Raw genomic sequence first — 25,759 nt, forward strand, 5'->3', positions numbered from 1 at the left:
AAAGTTTCGGGCAAGAAAGTCCCTTATAAGATCACAGAGCGTCGCCCAGGTGATGTGGCAGTATGTTTTGCTGATGCATCGAAAGCAAAGCGTGAATTAGGCTGGGAGGCAACACGAGGGTTAGAAGAGATGTGTACAGATTCTTGGAGATGGCAGTCTGAAAATAAGACTGGTTATCAAAAAGTTAGTAACTAGAGAATTGGTTATAGGTTGCTAAACCTTCCATTGAGTTATCAATATAATTTGGCTTAAAAATAGAATTACATGTATAATATATTTTATATTTTGTAGTTATAATAATTTGATAGCGGTACCTGAAGAAAGAAGGTTAAAAGCATGAAAAAGAAAATCCTATTTTGGATATTAGGAATCATAGGAGTACTAATTATAGGTGGAGGAGTTTACGCTTATAATATATATTCTTCTGTTTCAAAAACATTAGATGAAGTTCATAAACCATTAAAACGCGATCAAGGTAATAAACAAGAAGAAAAAATCAATAAATCTGAACCGGTTTCAATTTTACTATTAGGTGCAGATGAGCGTGGTGGAGATAAAGGACGTTCAGATTCTTTAATGGTCATTACATTAAACCCTAAAAATAATTCAATGAAAACAGTAAGTATCCCTCGTGATACATATACAGAAATTGTTGGAAAAGGTAAAAGTGATAAAATCAATCATGCGTATGCATTCGGTGGCGTAGATATGTCTGTCGCAACTGTAGAAAAGTTCTTAAATGTTCCTATTAATTATTATATTGAAGTGAACATGGAAGGATTTAAAGATATCGTAGATGCAGTCGGTGGTGTAGATGTAAATAATGATTTAGAATTTACGCAAGATAAGCATCATTTTACTAAAGGGAATATTCATTTAACAGGTGACCAAGCCCTAGCATTCACACGTATGCGTAAAGAAGATCCACGAGGTGACTTCGGTCGTCAAATGCGTCAACGCCAAGTAATGCAGGCTGTTATTAAGAAGGGTGCAAGCTTCTCTTCTTTATCAAGCTATGGTGATGTATTAACAGCAATTCAAAAGAACGTGAAAACAAACTTAACGCAGGATCAAATGTTTGATATGCAAAAGAATTATAAAGATTGTCTGCAGAATAGTGAAGATATCCAAATCTCAGGTGACGGTCACATAGCAGCTGATGGTATTTGGTACTACTATGTTCCAGAGGCAGCAAAACAAGATTTAACGAATAAGTTAAGAGCGCATCTTGAAGTGACTAAATAATATGTATTAACCCAACTCCCTTGGAAGGAGTTGGGTTTATTTTTGCATGAATTTATATTAGTATTATATATTGTGAGATTAATAGATGAGGTGAATCGATGAATAAGAAAGCGGTACTTGTTCTTGTTATTTTTGTATTGTTTGTCGCTTCGATTGTGAGCGGTAAATTGTACTGGAATAAGAAGATTGCGAATGCAACAGGGCAAACGAGTGAAGTAACGAAAACAAAGGCTGAAGTGAAAGATAGCGGGGCAAAGAAAGAAGAGAAAAAGGAAGAGAAAAAACAAGATGCGAAGTCATCTTTTAATGAAGCATACGCGAAGAACTTGCCAGATGCAGTGAAAGAGAAGTTAAAGAAAGCTGCTGAGGATAAAAAGGCAGTAAATCTTGTTATTGTTGGTGATGAAGCTTCTTCATCTGAAAACGGTGCTTGGGCAGCTAAGTTAACGGCTAATTTAGAAACTGCTTACGGTAAAGGTTTATGGAATGTGACTGTAAAGGAATATAAGGGTGAAAGCACAGAAGAGTTAATTACGAATAAACGTGATAAAGAGATTGCGAAAGAAAATCCAGATGTGATTTTATTTGAACCACCATTTATTACTGATAACGGTAAAACTGGTAATGGAAACTCTGTAGTAAATACACAGAAGTTCGTTCAAGCACTTTCTACTAGTGCAAAGGGCGCTACGATTATGATTCAACCATCAAATCCAGTGTATGGTGCGAAAAATTATCCGAAAGCGATTGAAGCATTAAAACAATTTGCGACGCAAAATAATTATACATATATTGATCATTGGGGAGCATGGCCGGATGCAACAACAAAGGCTATCCTACCATACTTAAAAGAAGAGTTTGGTTTCCCAACTGCTAAAGGTCATGAAGTTTGGGCACAATATGTAACGGATTATTTTGTAGCTAAATAATAAAAGAGAAGAGGGTATCGTCGACAAAATATGTTCGACAATACCCTCTCTTTTTTTATAGGATTTTTGCTATACTAAACTGTACTATAATACAGGATGGAAGGAGGAGAATGATGAAAATACTTGTGGTTGATGATGAATCGAGTATTCGTAATTTGATTCGGATGCAGTTGGAGATGGAAGGTTATGAAGTATTAGCAGCGGCTGATGGGAGAGAAGCTTTAGAGCGATGGAATGAAGGGCCGGATGTATTGATTTTGGATGTTATGCTTCCGGATACAGATGGGTATGAGTTGCTTCGTTTGTTCCGTGAGAGGGATAGGGATATTCCGGTGCTTATGTTAACGGCAAAGAGTCAGATGAATGATAAGTTGCTTGGCTTGCAGCTTGGTGCTGATGATTATGTGACGAAGCCGTTTAATTATGCGGAGCTTATTCTTCGGGTTAAGAATATGGCGCGGCGTGTAAAGAAGACGGAGGCTGCTGTAAGTCATGAGGTAATTGAGGCTGGAGAGATAGTGATTTGTCCTAAGGAAAGAAAGGTACATGTGAGTGGACAAGAGATTCAGTTAACGTACCGAGAGTTTAATTTATGTCAGTTGTTTGTTTCAAATCCACAGCGTGTGTTTATGAGGGATGAGTTGCTTGAGAAAGTATGGGGGTTTGAGTATATCGGAAATACGAGAGCAGTTGATATTATGGTGCAGAGACTTCGAAAGAAGCTTGGTACGAGCGGAGAATATATTAAGACAATTTATGGCGTTGGCTATAAACTGGATTGTTAAGTGGTGATGGTATGTCTTTAAAGCGAAATATGGTGTTTGGAATAGTTGGGCTGTTGATTCCGATTTTTGTTCTTTTATATGCAGTTGTTTATATTACGTTAGAGAAGAATATGTATCATAACGCAGCAGATTCTTTAGAAAAGTTAAGTGTAGAAGCACAAATTTATACGATGAATTATTTAGAGAAGGAAGCAGAAGTGGATACGCTTGATCCTAATTCACTTTTAATTGCGTCGTATTTAGCGAAGCGTATGGATGTCCGTGTGCAGATGATTGGGAAGAATGGCGATGTTGTTGCAGATACACAAAAAGGGGCATTGCTTCACCGTAATATCGACATTGAGAGTTCCTTGAAGGGAAAGAAGTCTTATGTTTTCGAGGAGGGGGATCCCGCTCCTATTCTTTTGTTTTCAAGCCCAGTTTATTATGGAAACGATGTCATTGGAAGTATTCGTTTTATAAATGAGTTAACGGGTGAGAAGGAAGTTTTAACAAATGTGAGCTGGACGTTCTTAATGACATCTCTTTGTTTAGTAGCTGCGGGTATTTTCTTTGCGATTCGTTTGGCGAAGTCTCTTCATAAACCAATTGATCAGTTGAGACAAATGGCACAGCGGCTCGCGAATGGTGATTATAAGAGTAAGATTGAGTTAAATGAGTACGTGGAAATTGCTCAGCTTTCAGCATCTTTTAACGCGATGGCTGATGGAATTGAACTGCATATTAAGCAATTGCAGGAGGAGAAAGAGAAGCAGAAAGATTTCTTAGATCGCATTACGCATGAGCTAAAAACACCGCTAACGGCGATTATCGGGTATGTTGATTTAATTCCGAAGTTACAATCGAAAGAAGATGTACAGGAAAGTCTTCGTTATGTGACGGTGGAAAGTGAGCGTTTATTATCACTTGTAGAAGAGTTGCTTAAGTCTTCGAAATATGGGAAGAGTACGTTTGAAGTGTCTCCTACAGTTGTGAACATAAAGGAATTGGCAGAAGAAGCCGTTTCAATTGTGAAACCTCGCCTAAATCAATTTGAAATTGAAGTGATAAATGAGTTAACGGATGTGCATGTTGTTGCGGATTTCGATAAGACGAAGCAAATTTTCTTAAATGTACTTGATAATGCAATTAAGTATAGTGATGCTTCGCACATTCGTATGAATGTAATTGTGAATGAGTATGAGGCGAAGGTTTTTGTTCATGATGATGGTATCGGTATAGATGAAGGGGTACTTGCAGAGTGGAGTGAGTCTCCGAAAGGAAAGGCACTTCCTTCTAGCTACGGGAATGGTTATGGTTTGTATATTTGTCAGGAGATTATGAATAAGCAGGGCGGAAGTATGCGGATTGAGAGTAGTGAAGAAATAGGTACGACAATATTCATTACATTTTTGCTTCCGAGAAGGATGGAAGATATAAAAAACTTGAAAGCGGTTAAATGATACATTTATGAAACAATTATGCGGTATTTTCGAAACAACGTTTTTTTATCTTGGAGGTAGGCAGAAATGAAAAGGCTATCATTTCAAATTCTTATGTTTATCAGTTGTATGATTGTTTCTCTTGTTTTGTTTTATGTTATGGAGAAGCAAATATATAATCGAATCACTATTGTAAATGACAAACAAGCCGTTTTACAAAGGGTGAATGAATCTCTTCCAATTGAATTGAAAGTAAGACATGAAAAGTGGGGAGAAATTGTTGTAACGGATGAAGTTCGTTTGCATACGATTGTTTCATTCTTTGACCGAATTCGAATAGAGCCAGGGGACGTTAAGAGCCAAGAACAAGTATTTACTGGAGAAGTAACGTACTTGAATGGACATAAGCGTACTTTTGCAGTAGGTGACTTGTTCCAGTATGGGGAAAATGTATACGGAAAGAATGGCATGGATCCGATGATTTCAGCACTTCAAACGTATTTATTAAGCCTGTATTACACGCCAGAGCGTATTAGTGATTTCTTTGCTTCAGCAAAGGATGTCGTAGTACGTCAAGGTGATGTGGTACGTACTATCAATCTTACGCACATACTTGATTCTATTCGATACGCAAAGCAAATTACAGATTACGGAGAAATTCAGAAGTTATTACAATCGCAGAATGAACCGATTGCTTATATTACAGCTTATAAAACAGGTAAGCGTGTAAAGAATAATCGTGAAGATATTCTTACGATTTCTGTGTATCCATCGTACTTTGTTGTGCAATATCTCGGTGATAATAACGGGAATGTCATGTATATGAAAAGCTCTCTAGCAGAGTTATTCGTAAAGGAGAATGCGTCATGAGAAAGATAGCCTTTTTCTTCTTTTTGCTAGTAATTGGAGGAGCGATGTCTAGTTGCTCTCGAGATACAACCTCTATTAAATATAGTAAAAATGGTCTCCCTATTTTGGATGATCGTCATATCGTTGCGTATGTAGCGGCTCGTGAGGAAGTTGGTGAAGCGTTACTTTCATCATTTTGTAAACCGCGCGGATGTACGTATGAATTTATTCGTCTTTCAACAGAAGAACTTCTTCGGAGAGTGGAAGAAGAAGCTGGAAATCCGAAGGCGGATATTATTATTGGCGGTACAGTAGATGCGCATCAAATGATGAAGCAAAAAAATCTTTCTATTCCTGTGATAAGCCAACATGCGAATCGTATTTCAAAGACTGTTAAAGATAAAGACGGCTACTGGTACGGTTATGAAGTGGAGAAGCTGGCAATTGCGATTAATAAAGAGCGGTGGAGCGAGGAAATAGCGCCGCTCGGTCTCTCGTATCCATTAAGGTGGAAAGATTTATTGAATCCAGTATATAAGGGAAAGATTGTCATGCCCGATCCAAATGTTTCAGGTACAGCATATACGTTTTTTCAATCACTTATTGAGACGTTAGGTGAAGAGGAAGCGAAGGAATATGTAAAGAATCTTGCAGGACAAGTTGGGGAAGTAACAGTGAACGGTTATATGCCAGCAGAACTTGTTGCGAGCGGTGAATATATGATAGGCATCAACTTTATGGGAGATCAGAGAATGCTTCAAAAACAAGGCTTTCCTATTTTAAGTAACGAACCTGAGCAAACAGGGTTATCTGTTAATGCGATTTCGAAACTAAAACGTGCACCGAGTGGTATTATTGCGGATTTATTTATTGATTATTGTTTATCAGAAGAATCAGGTCACATTTTAGAAAAAGTGTCGTTTGGCGTACCGACGATGTTTGCAAAGAATGAGAAGGAAATAGAAGGACAGCCGGTTAGAAGGACGAATCAAAATATATCAAATAGCGGAATAATCGAGATATGGAATAGACAGCGTCTCTCTCTGAAGTGAGAAAAGGAGACGGAAATATATGTTTAAATGGCTCAAGCCAGCACCTGCAATTGAGAGATTGCCAGCGGATATGATCGACCGTGTATATCGATTACTACGTATTCGTGTGTTAATCGGGATTTCAGTTGGATATGCTGCTTATTATTTAGTTCGTAGTAACTTTAATTTATCTACTACGTATTTAGTAGATGAGTTCGGATTTAGCACTACACAAATCGGATTATTAGGTGCAGTAATGGCTGTTGTTTACGGACTTAGTAAATTCTTTATGGGTAATTTATCGGATAAGGCATTTGCTCAACGATTTATTGCAGTAGGTTTATTTTTATCTGGGCTTGTTAATATTTGTTTCGGTTATGCATCTTCCTTTGGGATGATTTTAACATTACTTGTTCTAAACGGTATTGTACAAGGTATGGGAGCACCACCTTGTAGTATTGTTATGACGAAATGGTTTTCAAAGAAAGAACGTGGGACGAAAACAGGTCTTTGGAATATTTCACATAACGTCGGTGGATTACTTGTTCCACCATTCATTGGAATTGGTGTAGGTATCTTCGGTGAAAGTCATTGGCAAGGTGGCGTATTTATTTTCCCAGCGATTATCGCAATGGTAATTGCAGTTCTTGTTTGGATTAATGCGAAAGATACGCCAGAATCTGAAGGTCTTCCGCCAATTGATGAGTATCGTAATGACTATGAAAATCTTGAAAAAGCAGATAATGCTAACAAGATGTCTCCAAAAGAAATTTTAATGAAATATGTAGTGAAAAATAAATTTGTTTGGTTCTTATGTATTGCAAATGCATTTGTTTATTTAATTCGTTTCGGTGTTATTAACTGGGTACCGATTTACTTAACCACAGTTAAAGGTTTTACGAAAACAGAAGCACATGCAGCATATTCAATATTTGAAGCAGCAGCGATTCCAAGTTCTTTAATTGTCGGTTTTTTAAGTGATAAATTATTCAAAGGAAAACGTATGCCATTATGTGTTATTAGTATGGCTGGAGTTGTTGTTGGTACAATTGTATATTGGCAAGCAACTAGTATACTTGTTGTAAGTATTGCAGTTTCTGTAATTGGTTGTTTAATTTATGTACCACAGTTCTTAATCGGTTTAAGTGCAATGGAATTAGTACCGAAATTTGCAGTAGGTACAACAGTTGGTATGTGTGGTCTGTTCGGTTATGTTGGAGGTAGTTTCGTAGCAAACGCAGCAATTGGTATTATTGTTGATCGTTCTGGCTGGGATGGTTGCTTCATGTTACTGTTAGCAGGCGGCATATTAGCAACGATATTCTTACTGATTGTTCAAATGGGACATGAGAGAAAAGCTTCTAAGGTAGCATAATATTTTATTTGAAAAGGCTATCCAATTGTGCGTGATTGGATAGCTTTTATATTAGAAAAAACAAACAGTATGTAAAATTGCAGTTTAATCTATAAATGATTTTTGTTAATTAATATAATTTTTTTAGATTTAATAAACCAATTACGTACATAGTTAGACCGAAAAATCCGCCAGCGCAACCCCAAAGCACAACATCAAATAAAGAAATAGAGATTTCTTCTGAACCTACATAGGGAAGGATATAATTCATAAAAACAAACATTTGAAAGCCCCAAAGCACACCTGCTTTTAAGCCAGCTTTTCTTAATTTTTTCTTGTGTTGTAAATATTCTTCTTTTGTTGCACATTCAGTATCACTTAAACCTTTTTTCTTGAATTTAAAGGCTAAGTAATTAGCGTAAATCATATTAGATAGAAAAACGAATATTGTCCCTATAGATATTGTGTGATTCATAGTATCAACAAGTAACATAATAAGCATTACCAACATATTTAACCACCACAAACCAATTCCAGCTACAGATAACTCTTTATTGATTTCTTGTTTTTGGTATTCATCTCTCTCACTTAGTGTTCCAACAAAACTATTATAAACTCTTTCTTTCCATTCAATTTTCATCATTTAATCTCCCTCCCAAAATAGACTGTTTAAATCTGTTTTTAGTGCTTTTGCTAATTCGATACATAAGGCTAAAGAGGGATTATATTTATTGTTTTCAATTAAGTTTATTGTCTGTCTTGCCACGTTAACTTTTTTAGCTAATTCTAGCTGTGATAGCCCTTCAGATTTTCGATATTGTTTAACGTTATTCAAATATAACCCTCCCATTGATGGTTGTAGACCTTGTGTACCTAAATGTCATATATATATGACATTTTATAATTGAATAGATGAAATGTCAAATATATATGACAAAATGGCGATGGTGCAATTAGGAAAATGATTTTAATGATTCATTTTGGTAAGAAGTATGTTAATAAAGAATGGCTTCCATTCAATTAAAATTGCTCTTTTTCCTTTCCTTAAATCTATCTTAAAAGACATAATGTCATATTTCTAATCATTGGAATTTTTGTTACAATATAAATGAATGTGTAAAACTTTGTAAAAAGATTGTAATAATATACAATTTGTTTTCAGAAAGTTTTATACAATTATGGTATTTATTAAACTATTAATTTATAAAGGGAGAGAGACTATGTTACCAAATACGGTTCGTACTCCAAACAAGAAGAAGAAATGGATTATTATTGGGGTTATTGCACTAATTGTTATTGTAGCAGCAGTTAATATTTTTGTTATGCAAGGGAAGAAGAAGGGTGCATCAACAAATGCTGATGCTGTAAGTTTTGAGAAAGTAACAGAGCGTAAGCTGAATAATACGAAGTTAATTTCTGGTCAGGTGAAGCCTGGTAATATTGAAAGCTTTTATGCAGATCCTGCCAAAGGGAAAGTGAAAGATATTGAGGTAAAAGAAGGGCAAGAGGTAGAGAAAGGCACGAAGTTATTCTCTTATGATAATGAAGAGATTAATCTTCAAATGAAGCAAGCTGAACTTGATCAGAAGATGGCGGATATGCGTTATGATCAAGGGAAAAAGAAGATTGATTCGTTAAAGAAAGAGATTAAGAAGGCGAAAGATAGCGGAGCTGGGAAAGAAGTAACGGATCCGATGGACGAGCAAGTAAGTGAGTTAGAGATTGCTCAAAAGACAACGGATCTTGAGAAAGAAAAAGGGAAGTTGCAGAAAGAAGAGTTAAGTAAAAAGCAGAAAGAGCTTACGATTTATAGTAATTTCGCTGGTGTTGTTCAAAAGTTAGATAAAGATGCGGCGCAAAGTTCATCTCAAGCGTTAGGTGGTCAAGGAAAAGCGTTTTTACAAGTAGCTTCTAAAGATCCGTTCCAAGTTCAAGGGACGTTAACTGAGCTTCAGAAGTCACAAATTCAAAAGGATCAAACATTCACTGTAACGGCGAAAGCGAATAGCAAGAAGAAGTGGACAGGTAAGGTTACAGAGGTAAGTGAATTCCCAACGAGCGCAGAGATGGCGCAAGCTGGTGGTGTAGGTGAAGCAACTCAAAATATGTCTCAGTATACATATAAAGCAAGTCTTGATAGTCAAGATGGTTTATCTCCAGGTTATCACGTTTCTCTGCAAGTAAACTTAGAGAATAAGACGATGATTGCTGTTCCAAGTAAGAGCATTGTAGAAAAAGGCGAGGATGCATTTGTTTATGTTGAGGATAAAGGGAAGCTTCGTAAACAAAATGTGAAAAAAGGTTCTACTGATGGAGACTGGACAGAGGTTGTAGAAGGCGTAACAGTGGGGCAAAAGGTGGTTAAAAATCCTTCCGACGATGTGTATGACGGAATGGAAGTGAAAGAGAAATGATTACGTTAAATAATATTGCTAAAACGTATTATCAAGGAAAATTGGCGGTGCCGATTTTGCATGGTATTAGTTTAATGATTCAGAGCGGTGAGTTCGTTTCGATTATGGGACCGTCTGGTTCTGGTAAGTCAACGCTTATGAATATCATCGGTTGTTTAGATCGTCCAACAGAAGGTGAATATATGCTGAATGACGTGAATATCTTAACAGCAGACGAGTCAAAGCTTGCTTTAATTCGTAATGAATATATTGGCTTTGTATTCCAGCACTTTAATTTACTGCCTCGTCTTTCCGCAGTGGAAAATGTTGAACTTCCGCTCGTATATGGTGGCGTGAAGAAAGCAGAGCGCCGCAAGCGTGCTCTAGAGGCACTAGGTAAAGTTGGATTAGCAGACCGCGTGCATCATTTACCAAATGAGTTATCAGGGGGACAGAAACAGCGTGTAGCGATTGCAAGAGCGATTGCGAATAACCCAACGTTCATTATGGCCGATGAGCCGACTGGTGCACTTGATACGAAGTCTGGTGAGCAAGTTATGGATATTTTCACGAAGCTTAATGCAGAAGGTACGACGATTGTTATGGTTACGCATGAAGAAGAAGTAGCAGCGTATTCTTCCCGCCGCATTGTACTGCGAGACGGGAAAGTTACAGAAGATAGAAGGTGTGCGGTATGAGTTTACTAGATAGTATAAAAATTGCCCTATCTTCTATTTTAGCTCATAAACTGCGTTCAGCTCTTACGATGCTCGGTATTATTATCGGGGTAGGTTCAATTATTACTGTCGTTGCAATTGGGCAAGGCGGAGAAGCGATGCTGAAGTCGAAATTCGCAGGTTCTGGTGGTAATAACCTTATGCCAATTCAATTTAAACCAGATATTAATGATGAGTTTGCTATAGGTGGATTTGAAATGCCGAAGTTAACGGAAGAGGATATTTTGGAAGTAAAACAAGTGAAAGATGTTTCACATGTTATTACGACAAACCAGAATTCAGAGGTGCTTGATGTAAATGATAAAAAAGCAAATTTGAATGTTATTGGTCTTGATAATGAATATTTTGCGGTTAATAAAGTAAAGGTCGTAAAGGGACGGACTTTAAATGAATCAGATATTTCTCATGCAAATAACGTCGTGATGATTAGTACAAAAACAGAAGAGACGTTATTTAAGGGCGTAAATCCAGTCGGACAAATTATTGAGATGAAAGGACAACCGATGCAAATTGTCGGTGTGTATACATCTGATAATGAATTTATGGGATTTGAAATGGAAGAAGCGTTAATCCCTCTTACGTTATGGCCTGTTTTATACGGAACAGATGAAATTCAAAGTATCGCAATTCAAGCTAAAAATGTAGACGATTTAGAAGCAGCAGGGAAACAAGCTGTTGATGTATTAAATAGTCGTAAGCCAAGTGAAATTCCGGGTAAATATGAACTGGTTAATTTAAAAGAATTCCAAGAAAATGTTTCTAAAGTTACTAACATTATGACGATGATCATCGGTGGTATCGCTGGTATTTCATTAGTCGTTGGTGGTATTGGTGTTATGAACATAATGCTTGTATCTGTAACGGAGCGTACGCGTGAAATTGGTGTACGTAAAGCACTTGGAGCAACGCGTAGTAAAATTTTATTACAGTTTTTAATTGAAGCCGTTATGTTAACACTTCTAGGTGGTTTAATTGGAATTGGTCTTGGGTATGGCGGGGCATATATCGTTTCTACATTCGCAAAATGGCCACCACTCGTTTCATGGGAAGTTGTCGTTGGAGGCGTACTATTCTCGATGACACTCGGTATTATTTTCGGATTAATTCCAGCAAATAAAGCTGCAAAATTAGATCCAATTGAAGCATTGCGTTATGAGTAATTAATAGTGTAGTAGAACTACACATTACCGTTCTAGTGGGCGGTTCGTAGCCTCTTGCGTGGAGGAAGTGAACCGCCCGTTAGAACGGGTTATATAAATAAAAGGAGGCGTTTTAATGGAAGCGAATATTAATACGCAAGATGTAGGTACGAAGAAGCCATCGTTATTAGGAATGATTACTTCTCCAGGTGAGCAGTTTGAGAGAATGAAGACGAAAAGTCCAGTATGGGGGGCATTTTTCCTTTTCATTATATTAACAGCTGCAATTGCAGGGATTGGCATGTATCAAGTAGTAAATCATCCTGGTGTAATGGGTGAGGTGCCTGACGCCGAAGCGGCTAAAGTTGTTGGTTACTTCGGAATAGGAGCAGGTATTGTTGGTGGGCTATTTGGTACTGCGATTTGGTTCTTTATTGCGGCAGCTATTTATAAAGTGATTATGATGTTTATGAGTAATGATACTTCATACATGAAATTATTATCTATTTATGTCTACACATATACGATTTCAATTTTAGGTGCAATTGTGAACTTTATCATTAGAATGATTATTGGTGGAGATATTGAAACTTCTTATACAAGTTTAGCAACTTTATTTGAGCCAGGTACAGTTGCTCATGGTGCTGCTTCATCATTCGAAGTTTTCAATATTTGGGCATTAGTTGTAATGGGATTAGGATTACATATTACGGCTGGATTAAGTAAAAAACAAGCAACGATTTTAATTGTTATTTTCTTTATTCTTTCAGTTGGATTTAGTAGTTTAAGTGGTCTAGCTCCAAAATTTGGTGCATAATTTGTTTTTTTAGAAAAAGGTGACTCTTCAAGGGAGTCACCTTTTTTATTTTTACCCTTACTTCAAATACCACCAACAGAATTTCAAATTCTACATAGTGTAATTTCAAATTCCGTCGGTAGTATTTGAAATTACTCACAGTGAAATCTTTTCTTTATTTTTATATTGTGAAGGTACCGCGGAATACTAGAAAGGTATACCTTTTAGAAACGGGTACTGTGTGAAGCCAGCGACTTTTAAAGAGGCAGTTGTTTTGTATGAAGGGATGATTGTGAATCAAATAAAGAAGCTAGGTATTTATCAAGAGCATGAAGAGTATTATCAATGTGGTTTAATTGGTCTTTGGCATGCGTATGAAAGATTTGATGCGGAGAAGGGGTATTTCCCTGCATATGCACTTGTAACGGTGCGTGGTTATATATTAGAAAGATTGAAGAAAGAATCTACTGTACAAGAAAGATATGTATGTGTAGGTGAGTATGAGGATATTTTTCATTTTGAAGATGTTGAAATAAGAGTGAAAGATTTTATGAGTGTGTTAGATGAGAAGGAGAAGTATATTATTTTTGAACGTTTTTTTGCAGGAAAGACGATGGGGGAAATCGCTTTAGAGATGGAAATGACATATTATCAAGTAAGATGGATGTATCGGCAAGCACTCGAGAAAATGCGAGATAGTGTAAGAGGATAAAAATAGCAAATAGAATGGAAGGTAAGGAAATACTACCTTCCATTCTATTTGTTATTAAGGTGATGAATCTTGCATGTTCATTTGGGATAATACATATCCAGCTTTCCATAATTGCTGACTTAACTTATGGGAACTAATTTGTATCGTTACGGTAGCTCCGTTTGAAAAATGAATTTTAGCTTGTTTAGCTTTTTGGAAAAACTCTATTGTATGAACATGTTTGAAGAAAAGCCAAATACAATTTGGAGAAGCAGGAGATTCTGTTGGGAAAGCACAAATATATTCTCTATGGTTGATCGGAATTGGAACGTTTTGTTTAAATTTAAATTTTGTTTTTACGGCATTACGTCTCCCTTGATAAGTAGAATGAATATTTGTTAGACAAGATTTCTGTATAAGTTGGAGAGCAGTTTGACAAGAGTAAAGATGGTTCCCGCTACTGTCGATAATTTTTGTACGGTAATAAGGGTGTTTACATGGTTCAAGCATCATTGTAGAACTAGAAATAAAAATGTTGTTTTCATTATCCATAATTCTATATCCTCCCTTATAATTTTCATTCTGAATATAATTATATATAAATTAAGTAAATTGATTGTTAATATTCTATTTCATATTGTAAATTTTGGCTATTCGTTTACAATCAATAGGTGATAGTCTTTCTAATTTGCATCGCTTGTACATATATATGAAAATAGAAAAGAGTAGGCGGTGATATAGTATGAAGAAAAAGTATATTATTATGGCTTTAGTTGTCATTCTCCTAGTATATTTAGCAAACAGTAATCCGAGTAAAGGAGAATATACAGACTGGGCAGCGAAGCAGTTTATGAAACGTAATGATGTGAGTAAGAAGCTAGATGAGGTTCAAAAAGAAAATGACGAGGGTCTCCTTGGCGACTTAGCATCGGCTGGTAAGAAGTTAGCGAAAAAGTATGTTGAGCCACAGGTTGGATTATTAATTGATCATTATACGAAGCGAAATGATTATATATTCTTCTCAACATATACGACTGAGTTTGATATAGGCGAAGAGCATTATAAGTATGTATGTGTCGGTTTTTCAAAAATCTTTATTCCGATTGAAATGCCGGAGAAAAAAGACGAATCTGCAAAATGATGCAGATTCGTCTTTTTCATTTATCTCGTAATTTGTGAGGTAATGACCAGTAGGGGAGGAACCCCCCTACTGATTTAAGTTTCACTTTATAGAGTAATTGGAACTTCAGATACACTTTTTTCTACAAGGCGAGCTCCCTTTTTTCGTGTATTTTCATCAATGGATGAAAATACAGATGAGGCAAGGATTGTATCCATTACTTGATTTACGACTTGTGCATCGATCGGTGTGATGGGCGTATCAATAGAAAAAACGACTGTTTTTCCATCTTCTTTCGCAAAAATTAACTCTAGTACTTGCATGTGTTATTTCCTCCTTTTTATTTATCCCGCTATTTAGGGGATTCGGGTCTGCCCGTTAAATTATGGGCTAATAATCAGTGGGGATGAATAAAAGCCCCACTGATTTGGATTTTACTTTATAGTTTAGAAAGATCTGATGTGCTTACAAGTTGTACAGAGTGAAGTGGTGATGCTTGTAAGGAAGCAAGAGCGTGAGCTACATTGTGTACTTGATCTAAGTTCGCATTTGTTTTAACACGTTTAAATTGTTTGTTCTTGAAAACTGTTTTACCGTTCTTATCTAATCCGTTGTTTAATACTAGGCGTAAAGTTAAATCCATTACGATTGTTTCAATTGCCATGTGTATCACCTCCTTTCACTTTATAAATAGGTTGCAAATGTCATGTTTTGGCGTGAAATTTTTTCTTTTTTTTGGTACCCTTAAAAGATTAAGAGAGGAGATTTCTGGATAATGAATCGTAAATTGTTATTTTGGATTCCTGTATTACTTTGGATGGGGCTGATTTTCTACTCTTCGGCACAGCCATATAAAAAGCAGGATATGCGCTCAGATATTGAGCAATATGTAAATGTTGAGTTTGTGAAAGAGCATTTTTCATGGGTATCTATCGATTATGGTGGAGGTACACCTGTTAGTATTGCGAATAAAGGTGTAGGCGGATTTATTGAGTTTTTCCTTCGTAAAGGTGCTCATTTTATGGTGTTCTTTATGCTAGGTTCATTGATTTATTACGCTTTTCATCGATCGGGTTATCCGAGGAAAAGATGTTTTATATATGCCCTTCTTTTCGTTGCGGGTTATGCAACATTTGATGAAATTCACCAATGGTTTACGGGAGACCGTACACCAATGTGGCAAGATTCCTTGCTTGATACGTGCGGCGGATTAACGGGAATTATAATAAGTAATTGGTTTTGGAATAGAAAAAAGCGCTAATCTCATTTCGAGATTAGCGCTTTTTGTTTTATGTTTATACACCAAGTAATTCTTTTAGTTCGTCTGTTGATAGTTCAGTCATCCAACTATCGCTTGTAATGACTGCGTTGTTTAGAGATTGTTTTCTTTCTAGCATTTCATCAATTTTTTCTTCTAATGTTCCTGTTGTAATGAGTTTGTGAACATGAACAAATCGTTTTTGACCGATACGATATGCGCGGTCTGTTGCTTGATTTTCTACAGCTGGATTCCACCAACGATCATAGTGAATGACATGGTTGGCAGCGGTTAAGTTTAACCCTGTTCCACCAGCTTTTAAGGATAAGATGAAAATGTCATACGTTCCGTTTTGGAACTCCTCAATCATCTTGTCACGATCTTTCTTCGGTACGCTACCGTTTAAGAAGAGGACGCGTTGGCCGAATTTTTCTTCTAGCACACGTTTTAGCATGTTCCCCATGCCGATGTATTGAGTGAAGATTAGACAACTTTCATTTTGGTCTTTTATATTTTCGATAAGCTCCATTAACGTTTTTGTTTTCATAGAGCGTTCAACGACATTTTGTGGCTCTTCTTCTTTTAAATAAAGAGCTGGATGATTACAAATTTGTTTTAACTTGTTCAGCATAAGCAATATAAAGCCGCGTCTTTCAATTCCGCTTAATCCTTCTACATTTTGTAATGTATCTTGAACAAGTTGTTCATATAAGGAAGCTTGTTCACCGGAAAGAGGGCAGTAAGCTTTTTGCTCTTGTTTATCTGGTAAATTTAATGCGACTGTTTGATCTTTCTTCGTTCGGCGCAGTAAAAATGGTGAGATAAACCGTTGAACTTGCTGGATTTTTCCTTCATCACGATCTTTCTCAATCGGTGTGACGAAGCGGCGCTGGAATTGTCCTAAGCTTCCGAGATATCCATGATTAATAAAATCGAAAATGGACCAAAGCTCAGCGAGGCGGTTTTCCATCGGTGTACCAGTTAAAGCGATTTTGTGATTTGCTTGCAAGTTGCGTACTGCTTTCGACTGTTTCGTATGTGGGTTCTTAATATTTTGTGCTTCATCCAAAATAACAGCGTCCCAGCATAATGAAGTCAGTTCTTCTTCATCGAGTTGAGCTAGTGCATAAGATGTTAATACAACATCTGCTGATTGAAGGAAACCTTCGAATGAACCGCCCTTATCTCTGTTACTGCCGTAGTGTAATTGAACACGTAAATTCGGTGCGAAACGCTCAAATTCTTTTTGCCAATTTCCAAGAACAGATGTCGGCGCTACGATTAATGCAGGGCCTGTTTTGAGATTGTTTTCTTTTATATATAGTAAGTAAGTGATTGTTTGAATACTTTTCCCGAGTCCCATATCGTCAGCTAGCAATGCCCCAAATCCAAGTTTTCGTAAATATAATAACCATTCAATGCCGTGTTGCTGATACGGACGAAGTGTTGCGTTTAGTGAAGCAGGGACATCTACTTTTGGAATATCTCCAATATGGAGTAACTTTTGGAATAGCTCTTCATAATATCCGTCTAGTTCGATTTCAATATCGGTAAACGGACTATCCTCTTCTACAATTTCTGTTTCAGCAGTGTTTGATAAATGTTGCTGGAGGACATCTTTCATTTCTAGTCCGTATTTATCAGCACGGTTCATTAGTTTTCTTACTTCTTCAATAAATGCTGGATCCAGTCGCATCCATTGACCATTTATATTGAATAATCGTTTGTTTTGTTCAATGAGTTCGAAAAATTCGCTTTCTGATAAATCAATGCCGTTCGTTGAAATGCGCCAATCAAAATTAACGAGCGTATTCATGCCGAAGAAAGATTGTGTTTGTGCTGTACTTTGCTTCAGCTGTACACGTAGCTTCGGTTTTGCTGCCTTTAAATTTTGCCACCATGATGGTAATAAAATTGTAATACCAGCTGCAAGTAACTCGTCACTTGCTTCTGTTAAGAAATTCCACGCTTCCGTTTCAAACAGTTCTTTTCTGAACGTATCCTCTTCTTTTAGCCACGGCACGAGCTTACTAAAGCCTTCTTGCGTTTCTGTAATACGTTCTTCGTAATCGTGCCATCTTTTCGGTAAGGAATCGATGTTTTCATATACATATATGCGATGTGCTCCGCGCTTTGGCGTCACAATCGTTTCAAGCTTCCACATTTCAAATTCTTCTTGTGGTTCTTGCAGTCTCAGTCCAATTGTAAATGGAAGGTCATCTTCAATGTAACCGATTTTTCGAAGCCAATCTTCTTCATGTAGCGCTGTTTCCAGCTGTCTTTTCGTAAAGTCGTAATGTTCGTATAGTCTCTTTGCATCTTCCCATCCGTCATTTGATCGGTTATCTTGCAATATACTTTCATTTACCGAGGTTGAGAAAAGAGTTGCTAATGTGTCATCTTCAATTGGTGTATTTTGAACTTTCCAAGATGGTTGTTTGGGCCAACGTTCCATATCAGGTACGAAGCTACCGCTTACGAAGGCGTCCCATAATTCATTTGCATCTTTCGTAAGTGCTGTAATAGGATCGTTCATTTGAATATGTGCAAAGGAGTTCATCGGTTTGTTTGCGATGTATTCAAATGCTTGTGCGTTTGTTAGCATAACACCTTGTTTCCCTTCGAAGGTTGCTTCTTTTAGAAACGTACCGTAGAAAGAAGTGGAGTGCCATGTGAATGCATTTCGTTTCCAGCTTGTTACGGATAATGGAGTACCGCTGTCATCTTCTCCCCAAAGGAACCAACCTTGACTAACATGCTGGAGCCTAATTGTTACTTCAGTTTGATTGATCATCGATTAATTTTCCTTTCCGTAATTCCTCTTGTAGTGCACGCAGACGTGAATGGAGATTGGCGATGTGAATAATGAAAGCATCCCATTCATCGGTGCGTTTTAATCGTTTATATAATGTACGTAATTTCTTTAAGTAACGAACTGCGCGTTTATATGATTTACGATTGCGTTCTTCAATTGCCTCTACAGCAGCAAGATGGTAAAGAGGAAGTGCCGCTTCTGGCGCTTCTTTTTCAATATCTTTCAGTGGCTCTTTTAACAGTTCAATTGCTTCAAATCCATATAGGAGATGAAGTTCTGCCCATGTGCGATACTGTTTTTTCGCGAGTACGTACTGTTCATAGTTTGTGAAACTATACGGTAATAGTTCTTGTAAGATCATTTCGAAACCAGCTTGTTCATTTGTATGTGTTGCATATGTTTCATACATGATTACAAATAGCCGAACGACATCTTTTATAAAAATCGTATTTTCGTGATCTTGGATCGTTTTCTTTACTTGTTTATACGTAAAGGAAAGCCAGTTTTTCGCACGATCCCACTGCATGGCACTTAATAGTTCTTCTAACCAATAGAAGTATAGACTCACAACAGAAGCAGGCTGTTTTTTTAGTAAGTCCATCGCTAGTAGATCTTCGTCATTCAAAAAGAGAAGATGGGAAGACGCTAACGCTCTGGATAGTGGATTGATTTTCGTATCGATTCGTTTTTCTTCTTCTTGTATTTTCTCTTTATTGTTTAAAAGTTCACTCCATATGTGACGATAAATGAAAAATCGCTCTTGCGTATAAGCGTCGGTAGAGAAGAATACTTCATGAACGAGACGAGCTGTTTCTTGCAAAATTATTTCAGACTCTGAAGGAATCGCTTCTGATTGTAAGTCCCGAACGATGGATTCCACTTTGTCTACAAATAGGCGAATGACATTAACAGGTTGGTGATAAGAATACGTTTTGTTTGCTTCAAATGCCTGAATTTCTTCTAATAATTTTTGAAAGCAGTAAAGTGCTGCGTGTATCCTGAATAATTCATGTATCGCAATGACACGCGGAGCTTTCCGCTCAAGTTTCGTATAGAAATCTGTAAAGATACTCATAAGAAAATACATTTGTTTATAAGTAAGGCGAGCTTGTTCTTTTTTAAATGATTCATATTCTTTTTCAAAATACGATTGCCAACTTTTATAATCAGTTTCTTCAAAAGCTGATGATTGCAATACTTGTCTTGCAGTTCGAATAGGAGGAAGGGAAGGTTTCGTATTGTTTTTAAATAAAGTTAATACATCTCCTACTTGCCCGAAACTAGACGCTGCAGATAGTAATACAGCGAGCATATGCTCACATTGTGTTGGTGCGAAGCAATCACAATAACTTTCAGCGACATTACGAATCGGAATATGAACGCTATATACGTTGCCTTCCGCATCTACAGTTCCTGATAGTGTATAACCATCAAAGTCAACATTGTAGACAACACCACTACGATATAGGTGCCGAGCTGTAGCGACATGTTCCTGATCAGCTGTTTGCTGTGGATCTAGTCCTTGAACGAACTCATTCGCAATCATCATAATTTCATCTTTCGTAATTGAGTGTTGCAGCATAATATTCCTCCGTACACATATTTCTTTCCTTTACCATTATAAACAAAAAATGCTCAAAACAGAAAAAATGAAATTTGGATTACATAATTTGAAAATCATGGTAATATATAAAATGTTAATTTTATATATGAATATATACGTATAGGAGGAGAAATGATTTGTCAGATTTACAGACGAAGTTAGGCAGTGGAATGAATAAGTTACAAGAAGGAATAGAACAAGGGAAAATGAAGTTGCAAGTTGCACAAGAAATTGCTCAATTGAAAAAGGGGATGCAAGTGCAAATGCAGAAAAAAGCAGAGGTTCTATTAGAGGTTGGACAGCAAGTGTACGTTCAATTAAGGGGAAATGGAGTAAATGAAGCTAGCTTAAAAGAAATGATTGCTCCAGTTCAAGAATTTGATGTAGCTATTTATCAAGCAAGAAAGCGTATTGTTGAATTGCAAAAACAACAAGGTGAAAAAGCTACATGTGAATGTGGTGGACCTTTATCAATAAATGATAAGTTTTGTGGTTCGTGTGGAAAGCCTAACCCGATGTTAGCAGTAGAAAATGAAGGTGAAACGGTAAATTGTATTTCATGTAATGAGCACATCGATAAAAACTCTACTTACTGTCCAGTTTGTGGAATTAAGCAAAGTGGGGAGTGAATTAGATGTATTGTCGCACATGTGGAAAACAACATGGTGAAGAAGTAAATTATTGCCCGAATGAAGGTAGTATGGAGATTGCAGGAGCTATAGATGCAGTAACGTTAGAAAAAGATACTGCAAAATACTGCAAAGGTTGTGGCAGTGAAAATGCTCAAAAAAATTTATATTGTCAAAAGTGTGGGCATTCTTTATTTGTTGTGAAGAAAAAAGAACAATCTTTAAAATTACCTGCAATGGATGGCGCTCCTAAAGTTGAATTTAAAGCAGATAAAGCCATTTTACAAAAAGGTTTTATTGGTGGGGCTGTTGCAAGTATTCTCATGTTAATTGCTGGTTGGATTGGTAGTTTATTATTTGCTTCTATAATAAGTGAGATGTTTAGCAAATTTGCGAAAGAATTAGATATGTTGCCAAGTTTTTATTCGAGTGCAACTTCTACGATGTTAAGTTATCATTTACTTGGTTTTACAGCTAATGACGATAGTGGATTGATATTTTCTTTATCTTGGCATACTCCATTTACATTACTACTAATCATTCCATTTATTATTTTCGCTGGTACAGGAATTTGGTTAGGGAAACAGCATGTTGCGAAAACGATTAAAGATCAAATCTTTATGGCATCAACAGTTGGTATTATTTATGGCATCTTTTTATTCATTATAAGTTTTATAGCATCACAATCTTTTGCAATTCCATTCTCAGAAGCAGGTAAGATTACGGTTGGCTATTCAGCGATTAAGAGTTTATTGAGTGGTTTTGTATGTGGGACATTATTTACTTTATTAGGATTCATTGCTCATACAAGCAAAAACAATATGGCAGCAGCATTTCAAGAGTTAATGCCATATGGAGCGTCTGTTTATTACGGTATTTCAGCTATGATAAAAGGACTTTTAGTAACAGCAGTAGCGGTTTGTATTATGGCGTTAGTAAGTAAGGAAGACGGTATTGAACCATTAAAAGAAATAACAACTTTAAAATCTGAAAGTACATTATTAGCATTAGAATTAACACCTCAATTATGGAGTATGGCTCATTTTGCGCCGTTAGAAGTATCAAGTCCAGCACTTAGTAAGGAATTTACTGGAATTGGTAAGAGGTCGGAAATATCTGAGAGCACATTATCGTTTTCATTTATATCAGGTGTCTCTGTAAATGGTGTAGAGCTTAGAGAGATATTGATTTCAAAAGGAGCAAATGAGGAAAGCCTTGCAGAATTTGATAAAGTGAATAATGTATTCCATTACGGTTTATTACTGCTTATTATTCCATTGTTCCTTATGTTTAGAGCGGGAAGAAAGTTAGCTAAATTACCGACTGCCAATATATATATTACATTAGCAGTATGCAGTGGTTCTTACACAATTATGATGATTGTAATGAATATGATTTCTAAGTTCCAAATTAATGTTTCAGGAACTGTAACAAGTTTATTTGGAACAAGTGGAACGGTACTATCTATGCAAAATTCATTTGTATATTTAACTTTGTTTAGTTTTATTGTGACATACGTAGCGGCATTTGCTGGAATGAAATTAGCTAAAAAATAGGAGGAGAGCACGTTGAAGTTTTGTGGAACATGTAAAAAGAACGTTGCAGACCATTTGAACTTTTGTCCTGAGTGTGGGAGTAAAGTAGAGGTAATCATTGATAACACTGCTGCTTCATATACAGAATTACAAAGCGAGACAAAACCAGTGACAAGTAAGAAAAATTTATTTTTAATCATTGGTTTTGCCATTATTGCTGCATTATTATTTGGGGCATATAAATTTGGAGCATATAAGTTTTCAAAAGAAAAGCAAATAAATGTAATGATTGAAGCACTCCAAAAGAAAGATATTGATGCAATTGATGAGTTCGTGAAAGCAAATGATTCAAGCTTAAAGATTAAGACAGAGGATATGAAAGCGTACATGCGTTATTTAAAAGAGAACCCTTCTTACAACAAACAATTGTTGTCTTATTTACAGAAAGAGACAGTAGATCAAAAGTTAACAAAAGATAAATCTTCATTTAAAGACGGGGAAATAGTAGAAGAGGGAAAAGAGTGGTTCTTATATCCAAAGTATAAGTTCAGCATGAAATCTTATTATATGAGCATTAGTACAACTGCAAAGAATGCAGAAGTATATGTGAATGATAAAAAAGAAGCAGAACTTTCTAGTGATAAAACTTCGAAAGAGTTGGGGCCATACTTCCCAGGTACATATGTTGTAAAGGCAACGGCGAAGACAGAACTTACTGAATTAGAAACAGAGAAAGAAGTAGAGTTAGCGGATGAACAGAGCGAGAAAGTGAAAGTGGATTTATCGCTTGAAGGCAAGTATGTAAGTATTTCTTCTGATGAAAGTGATGCAACTGTATTTGTGAACGGAAAAAAACGCGGAAAATTAAGTTATGGAAGTTATAAGCTTGGTCCTGTATCCACAGATGAAACGGTAGAAGTACATTTAGAGAAAACTACTGATTTTGGTGTGATGAAATCTGAAAGTGTTAAAATTGGAGACCAAAGCACGTATTACTTAAAATTCCCGAAAGAAACATCAAATTCAGCAGTGGGCGACTTTGTAAAAAATCATATTTATGATAATGTACGTGCAATTTCATTAAATGATTTTAGTTTAATTGAAAATAATTATGATAAGAGCGGGAAATCGTATAAGGAAGACCGTGATTATATACAGTATTTACACAAAAAAGGAATTACAGAAGACTTATTAACGATGGAAGTTCGTAATGTAGAGCGTCAAAGTGATACGAAATATAAAGTAACGGCATATGAAGAGTACCATATTCGTTACGGTGATGGATCTGTGAAGTTCAAAAGTTTTAATAACGAACATATTGTAACTGTGAATGGAAATGGAAAGATGCTGTATCATTCTCTTGGTGCAAATAATACGTTGAAATCAGAAGATGTATCTAGTCCAACTCGTTAATATGAGAGAGGCTGTTCATTTAGAACAGTCTCTTTTTTAGATAGTATATCATCGATATTCTGTGTCAATTCATTGGTCTAGTTTTCATTCACTAAGGAGAATTAGAAAAGGATGTCACCTAGTCAAATTTTTTTACTAGGTGACATCCTTTTTAGTAATTAGAAGCGAGATTCTTTTAATATCGCTTGTACATATGGATCATGTAATATTTGTTCTATAATTGGCAACATATTTTGTTCAAATGGAATGTCGATAGGGAATGGCTTTTGAGAGCCTGGTTTGATTCCATATTGCACAATTTTGTAATGTGTATTATTTTCGGACTTGAGCACAATTAACTTATAGCGATTGTCATCATTTGTGAGTGAAAAATCAATAGAAGTAGCGTCATATGTTACTTCATCTTTATATATGTACGGTTTTGGTGTACCAATCCAGTCTACTTTTGCTTGTACATTCATGGGCATAGCCTCCTTATATGTATTATAAATAAATAAAAGCCAGCTCTCAATAAAGAGAACCGGCTTGTAATTTAGCAGTCATTGGTTATTTTAAAATTTTCACTTTAACAGTTTTGCGTCCCCATTTTTGGGCAGCACTGTCTGATCCAAGTAAGATATCGATACGGTTACCTTTAATTGCACCACCAGTATCTCCAGCGATAGCTTCTCCGTAACCTTCTACCCATACTTTAGATCCTAATGGGATTACTTTCGGGTCAACAGCGATCATTTTCATGTTTGGATTCGCAGTTAAATCATGACCCATTGCAGTTAATACACGGCCGCCATATGTGCCACCGTTTTCGCTCGGGTGAGCTGTATATGCTGTAGCTACAACTGTTAACTCACGACCACCAGATGGTTCGCTAGTTTCAGCAGCTTTCACAGCAGGCTTAGCAGCTGGTTTTGCTTGTGCTGCAGTTGTTTGAGCCTTAGCTGGTGCTTCAGCTTTAGCAGGAGCAACTGTTTCTTGTTTCTCAATTACAGGTGCTGTACCTGTTAAGAAAGGAACGTGAACATAAGCTGTTTTCCCGTTATATTCAAATTGTAACCACTCATTCTGTACTTGGTTTGTTGTTTCGATTACATCGTCTTTCTTTAACTTTCCAAGAACTTCTGAGTTTGTGTTCGCTTCAGCACGTACGTTTAATACGTTAGCTGTTACGTAGTAGATGCTTTTTGTGAACTCTGCACTTACGAATGCGTCTTTACCATCTAAAGTGATTTTTGACCATCCGTTCTCTGTATTAAGAACATCTATTTTATTACTGTTTAGTAATTTACCGACAACTTTTGATTCCGTAGTAGGGTTTTCGCGTACGTTTAGTACGTCTGTTGTTACAACAGTTTCTGCATTAGCAGATGATGTGAAAATCCCAAGACCAAAAACTGCTGCTGTTGCTATACCAATTAATTTTTTCATGATAGCCTCCATTGCGTTTGTTTTCGTGTCCTCATTATAGCAACAGATTTTTTCGGATTTGGGGAAAACACACAATTACAAACCATTCGTAATGAGTCGTTAACATCCTGTAATATAACAAAAAATATAGGAAAGCGTTTTTCATTCTATATGACTCAAAGGTTTCTAGTTATATTCAAAATATTTAATACAACATGTTTTTTTCGGCGTAAATAAGAATGTTACAGGAATGTTACATGATGTTTACTAAACGATTACATTCCTTGAGTATTTTACCGTTTTATGGGTAATATAGTTATATAAACATAAACATTTTGTTTGTGAAGCTATAAACACGTGCAATATACTAGCAAAAAAACCGCATAATTGTTACAAAACGAAAGGGTTGCAAGGAAGAAATTTGCCCTTTTTTACATATGTAACACATCCTTTTTTGGGAAAATACATTCCCATCCGCATTTTTCTCACACAATTTGACAGCAGTATTTCTAACTTGTAGCTCTTGCAGAGTGAAAAGGTTATACGGAAGGTAAGGCTGTCCATAAGAATTCTAATTGGTGAAAGTGAAAGTAAGAAAATCACCGCAAAATT

General features: G+C 36.3%; 27 protein-coding genes. 18 read left to right on the forward strand and 9 right to left on the reverse strand.

The annotated features are described in order from the left end of the window. From COK05_RS08225 to COK05_RS08260, 8 genes are all read left to right on the forward strand, one after another. The coding region (locus COK05_RS08225) for a GDP-mannose 4,6-dehydratase (protein WP_176539421.1) at nucleotides 1-195 on the forward strand (195 nt) is incomplete at its 5' end. Nucleotides 196-336: 141 nt separating this feature from the next. Further along, nucleotides 337-1,245 carry a polyisoprenyl-teichoic acid--peptidoglycan teichoic acid transferase TagU gene (tagU, locus tag COK05_RS08230; RefSeq protein ID WP_098612199.1) on the forward strand — a complete coding sequence of 303 codons (909 nt, stop codon included), beginning with the start codon at nucleotides 337-339 and terminating at the stop codon, nucleotides 1,243-1,245. 98 nt (nucleotides 1,246-1,343) lie between these two features. Next, a complete protein-coding gene (locus tag COK05_RS08235) occupies nucleotides 1,344-2,174 on the forward strand; it encodes an SGNH/GDSL hydrolase family protein (protein WP_098612200.1) in 831 nt (276 codons plus the stop codon). A 113-nt stretch (nucleotides 2,175-2,287) separates the two neighbouring features. Next, nucleotides 2,288-2,959, forward strand: a complete 672-nt coding sequence (locus tag COK05_RS08240) for a response regulator transcription factor (RefSeq protein WP_000699553.1) — start codon at nucleotides 2,288-2,290, stop codon at nucleotides 2,957-2,959. An 11-nt stretch (nucleotides 2,960-2,970) separates the two neighbouring features. Then, nucleotides 2,971-4,401, forward strand: coding sequence for a sensor histidine kinase (locus COK05_RS08245; RefSeq protein WP_098612201.1), 1,431 nt, complete (start codon nucleotides 2,971-2,973; stop codon nucleotides 4,399-4,401). Between the two features lie 66 nt (nucleotides 4,402-4,467). Beyond that, nucleotides 4,468-5,250: a DUF3919 family protein gene (locus COK05_RS08250; RefSeq protein ID WP_098612202.1), complete on the forward strand. Its 783-nt coding sequence runs from the start codon at nucleotides 4,468-4,470 to the stop codon at nucleotides 5,248-5,250. Further along, nucleotides 5,247-6,281, forward strand: a complete 1,035-nt coding sequence (locus COK05_RS08255) for an ABC transporter substrate-binding protein (protein WP_098612203.1) — start codon at nucleotides 5,247-5,249, stop codon at nucleotides 6,279-6,281. The genes COK05_RS08250 and COK05_RS08255 overlap by 4 nt, the downstream gene beginning before the upstream one ends. Before the next feature lie 19 nt (nucleotides 6,282-6,300). Then, the gene (locus COK05_RS08260) at nucleotides 6,301-7,635 is read left to right on the forward strand and encodes an MFS transporter (protein WP_000477584.1); all 1,335 of its coding nucleotides are present in this window, start codon (nucleotides 6,301-6,303) and stop codon (nucleotides 7,633-7,635) included. Between the two features lie 109 nt (nucleotides 7,636-7,744). Here COK05_RS08260 and COK05_RS08265 read toward each other — a convergent pair whose 3' ends face one another. Together COK05_RS08265 and COK05_RS08270 are read right to left on the reverse strand one after the other, a co-directional pair. Further along, nucleotides 7,745-8,257, reverse strand: coding sequence for a DUF3278 domain-containing protein (locus COK05_RS08265; protein ID WP_098612204.1), 513 nt, complete (start codon nucleotides 8,255-8,257; stop codon nucleotides 7,745-7,747). Continuing rightward, nucleotides 8,258-8,449, reverse strand: coding sequence for a helix-turn-helix transcriptional regulator (locus COK05_RS08270; RefSeq protein ID WP_001067016.1), 192 nt, complete (start codon nucleotides 8,447-8,449; stop codon nucleotides 8,258-8,260). Between the two features lie 385 nt (nucleotides 8,450-8,834). On the opposite strand from COK05_RS08270, the gene COK05_RS08275 reads away from it, so the two are divergent. The 5 genes from COK05_RS08275 to COK05_RS08300 all read left to right on the forward strand — a co-directional run bounded on the left by COK05_RS08275 (nucleotide 8,835) and on the right by COK05_RS08300 (nucleotide 13,391). Continuing rightward, nucleotides 8,835-10,028: an efflux RND transporter periplasmic adaptor subunit gene (locus COK05_RS08275; RefSeq protein WP_098612205.1), complete on the forward strand. Its 1,194-nt coding sequence runs from the start codon at nucleotides 8,835-8,837 to the stop codon at nucleotides 10,026-10,028. Next, nucleotides 10,025-10,705 carry an ABC transporter ATP-binding protein gene (locus tag COK05_RS08280; RefSeq protein WP_078186853.1) on the forward strand — a complete coding sequence of 227 codons (681 nt, stop codon included), beginning with the start codon at nucleotides 10,025-10,027 and terminating at the stop codon, nucleotides 10,703-10,705. The genes COK05_RS08275 and COK05_RS08280 overlap by 4 nt, the downstream gene beginning before the upstream one ends. Continuing rightward, on the forward strand, nucleotides 10,702-11,904 hold the full coding sequence (locus COK05_RS08285; RefSeq protein WP_000054363.1) for an ABC transporter permease: 1,203 nt from the start codon (nucleotides 10,702-10,704) through the stop codon (nucleotides 11,902-11,904). The genes COK05_RS08280 and COK05_RS08285 overlap by 4 nt, the downstream gene beginning before the upstream one ends. A gap of 115 nt (nucleotides 11,905-12,019) precedes the next feature. After that, on the forward strand, nucleotides 12,020-12,700 hold the full coding sequence (locus COK05_RS08290; protein ID WP_098612206.1) for a Yip1 family protein: 681 nt from the start codon (nucleotides 12,020-12,022) through the stop codon (nucleotides 12,698-12,700). Between the two features lie 220 nt (nucleotides 12,701-12,920). After that, nucleotides 12,921-13,391, forward strand: a complete 471-nt coding sequence (locus tag COK05_RS08300; RefSeq protein WP_098612208.1) for a sigma-70 family RNA polymerase sigma factor — start codon at nucleotides 12,921-12,923, stop codon at nucleotides 13,389-13,391. A 54-nt stretch (nucleotides 13,392-13,445) separates the two neighbouring features. On the opposite strand, the gene COK05_RS08305 is transcribed toward COK05_RS08300, so the two are convergent. Further along, on the reverse strand, nucleotides 13,446-13,922 hold the full coding sequence (locus tag COK05_RS08305) for a competence protein ComK (protein ID WP_029443634.1): 477 nt from the start codon (nucleotides 13,920-13,922) through the stop codon (nucleotides 13,446-13,448). Between the two features lie 190 nt (nucleotides 13,923-14,112). On the opposite strand from COK05_RS08305, the gene COK05_RS08310 reads away from it, so the two are divergent. Next, on the forward strand, nucleotides 14,113-14,511 hold the full coding sequence (locus COK05_RS08310; RefSeq protein ID WP_098612209.1) for a DUF4359 domain-containing protein: 399 nt from the start codon (nucleotides 14,113-14,115) through the stop codon (nucleotides 14,509-14,511). An 86-nt stretch (nucleotides 14,512-14,597) separates the two neighbouring features. Here the strand turns inward: COK05_RS08310 and COK05_RS08315 are convergent, their stop codons facing one another. Then, nucleotides 14,598-14,813: a DUF2922 domain-containing protein gene (locus tag COK05_RS08315; RefSeq protein WP_098612210.1), complete on the reverse strand. Its 216-nt coding sequence runs from the start codon at nucleotides 14,811-14,813 to the stop codon at nucleotides 14,598-14,600. 116 nt (nucleotides 14,814-14,929) lie between these two features. After that, entirely contained in the window at nucleotides 14,930-15,154 is a 225-nt protein-coding gene (locus tag COK05_RS08320; protein WP_065485898.1) for a DUF1659 domain-containing protein, read from the reverse strand. A 111-nt stretch (nucleotides 15,155-15,265) separates the two neighbouring features. Between COK05_RS08320 and COK05_RS08325 the strand changes: the two genes are divergently transcribed. Beyond that, nucleotides 15,266-15,751, forward strand: a complete 486-nt coding sequence (locus COK05_RS08325; protein ID WP_098612211.1) for a VanZ family protein — start codon at nucleotides 15,266-15,268, stop codon at nucleotides 15,749-15,751. A 34-nt stretch (nucleotides 15,752-15,785) separates the two neighbouring features. On the opposite strand, the gene COK05_RS08330 is transcribed toward COK05_RS08325, so the two are convergent. Beyond that, a complete protein-coding gene (locus COK05_RS08330; protein ID WP_098612212.1) occupies nucleotides 15,786-18,542 on the reverse strand; it encodes a DEAD/DEAH box helicase in 2,757 nt (918 codons plus the stop codon). Beyond that, nucleotides 18,526-20,145: an SWIM zinc finger family protein gene (locus tag COK05_RS08335; RefSeq protein ID WP_098612213.1), complete on the reverse strand. Its 1,620-nt coding sequence runs from the start codon at nucleotides 20,143-20,145 to the stop codon at nucleotides 18,526-18,528. The genes COK05_RS08330 and COK05_RS08335 overlap by 17 nt, the downstream gene beginning before the upstream one ends. Nucleotides 20,146-20,303: 158 nt before the next feature. On the opposite strand from COK05_RS08335, the gene COK05_RS08340 reads away from it, so the two are divergent. The 3 genes from COK05_RS08340 to COK05_RS08350 are packed head-to-tail and all read left to right on the forward strand — an operon-like array spanning nucleotide 20,304 to nucleotide 23,743. Further along, a complete protein-coding gene (locus tag COK05_RS08340; RefSeq protein ID WP_001281749.1) occupies nucleotides 20,304-20,795 on the forward strand; it encodes a zinc ribbon domain-containing protein in 492 nt (163 codons plus the stop codon). A gap of 5 nt (nucleotides 20,796-20,800) precedes the next feature. Then, on the forward strand, nucleotides 20,801-22,351 hold the full coding sequence (locus COK05_RS08345; RefSeq protein WP_098612214.1) for a zinc ribbon domain-containing protein: 1,551 nt from the start codon (nucleotides 20,801-20,803) through the stop codon (nucleotides 22,349-22,351). A gap of 12 nt (nucleotides 22,352-22,363) precedes the next feature. Beyond that, complete coding sequence (locus COK05_RS08350; RefSeq protein ID WP_098612215.1) at nucleotides 22,364-23,743, forward strand: zinc ribbon domain-containing protein; 1,380 nt, start codon at nucleotides 22,364-22,366, stop codon at nucleotides 23,741-23,743. A 158-nt stretch (nucleotides 23,744-23,901) separates the two neighbouring features. Here COK05_RS08350 and COK05_RS08355 read toward each other — a convergent pair whose 3' ends face one another. Then, nucleotides 23,902-24,204: a DUF3910 family protein gene (locus COK05_RS08355; RefSeq protein WP_098612216.1), complete on the reverse strand. Its 303-nt coding sequence runs from the start codon at nucleotides 24,202-24,204 to the stop codon at nucleotides 23,902-23,904. An 85-nt stretch (nucleotides 24,205-24,289) separates the two neighbouring features. Then, nucleotides 24,290-25,168 (reverse strand): cell wall-binding protein EntA, encoded by an 879-nt coding sequence (locus tag COK05_RS08360; protein WP_098612217.1) that lies wholly within the window; start codon nucleotides 25,166-25,168, stop codon nucleotides 24,290-24,292. Nucleotides 25,169-25,759 lie beyond the last annotated feature (591 nt).

It is taken from the genome of Bacillus cereus (assembly GCF_002567495.1).
GTDB lineage: Bacteria > Bacillota > Bacilli > Bacillales > Bacillaceae_G > Bacillus_A > Bacillus_A cereus_AQ.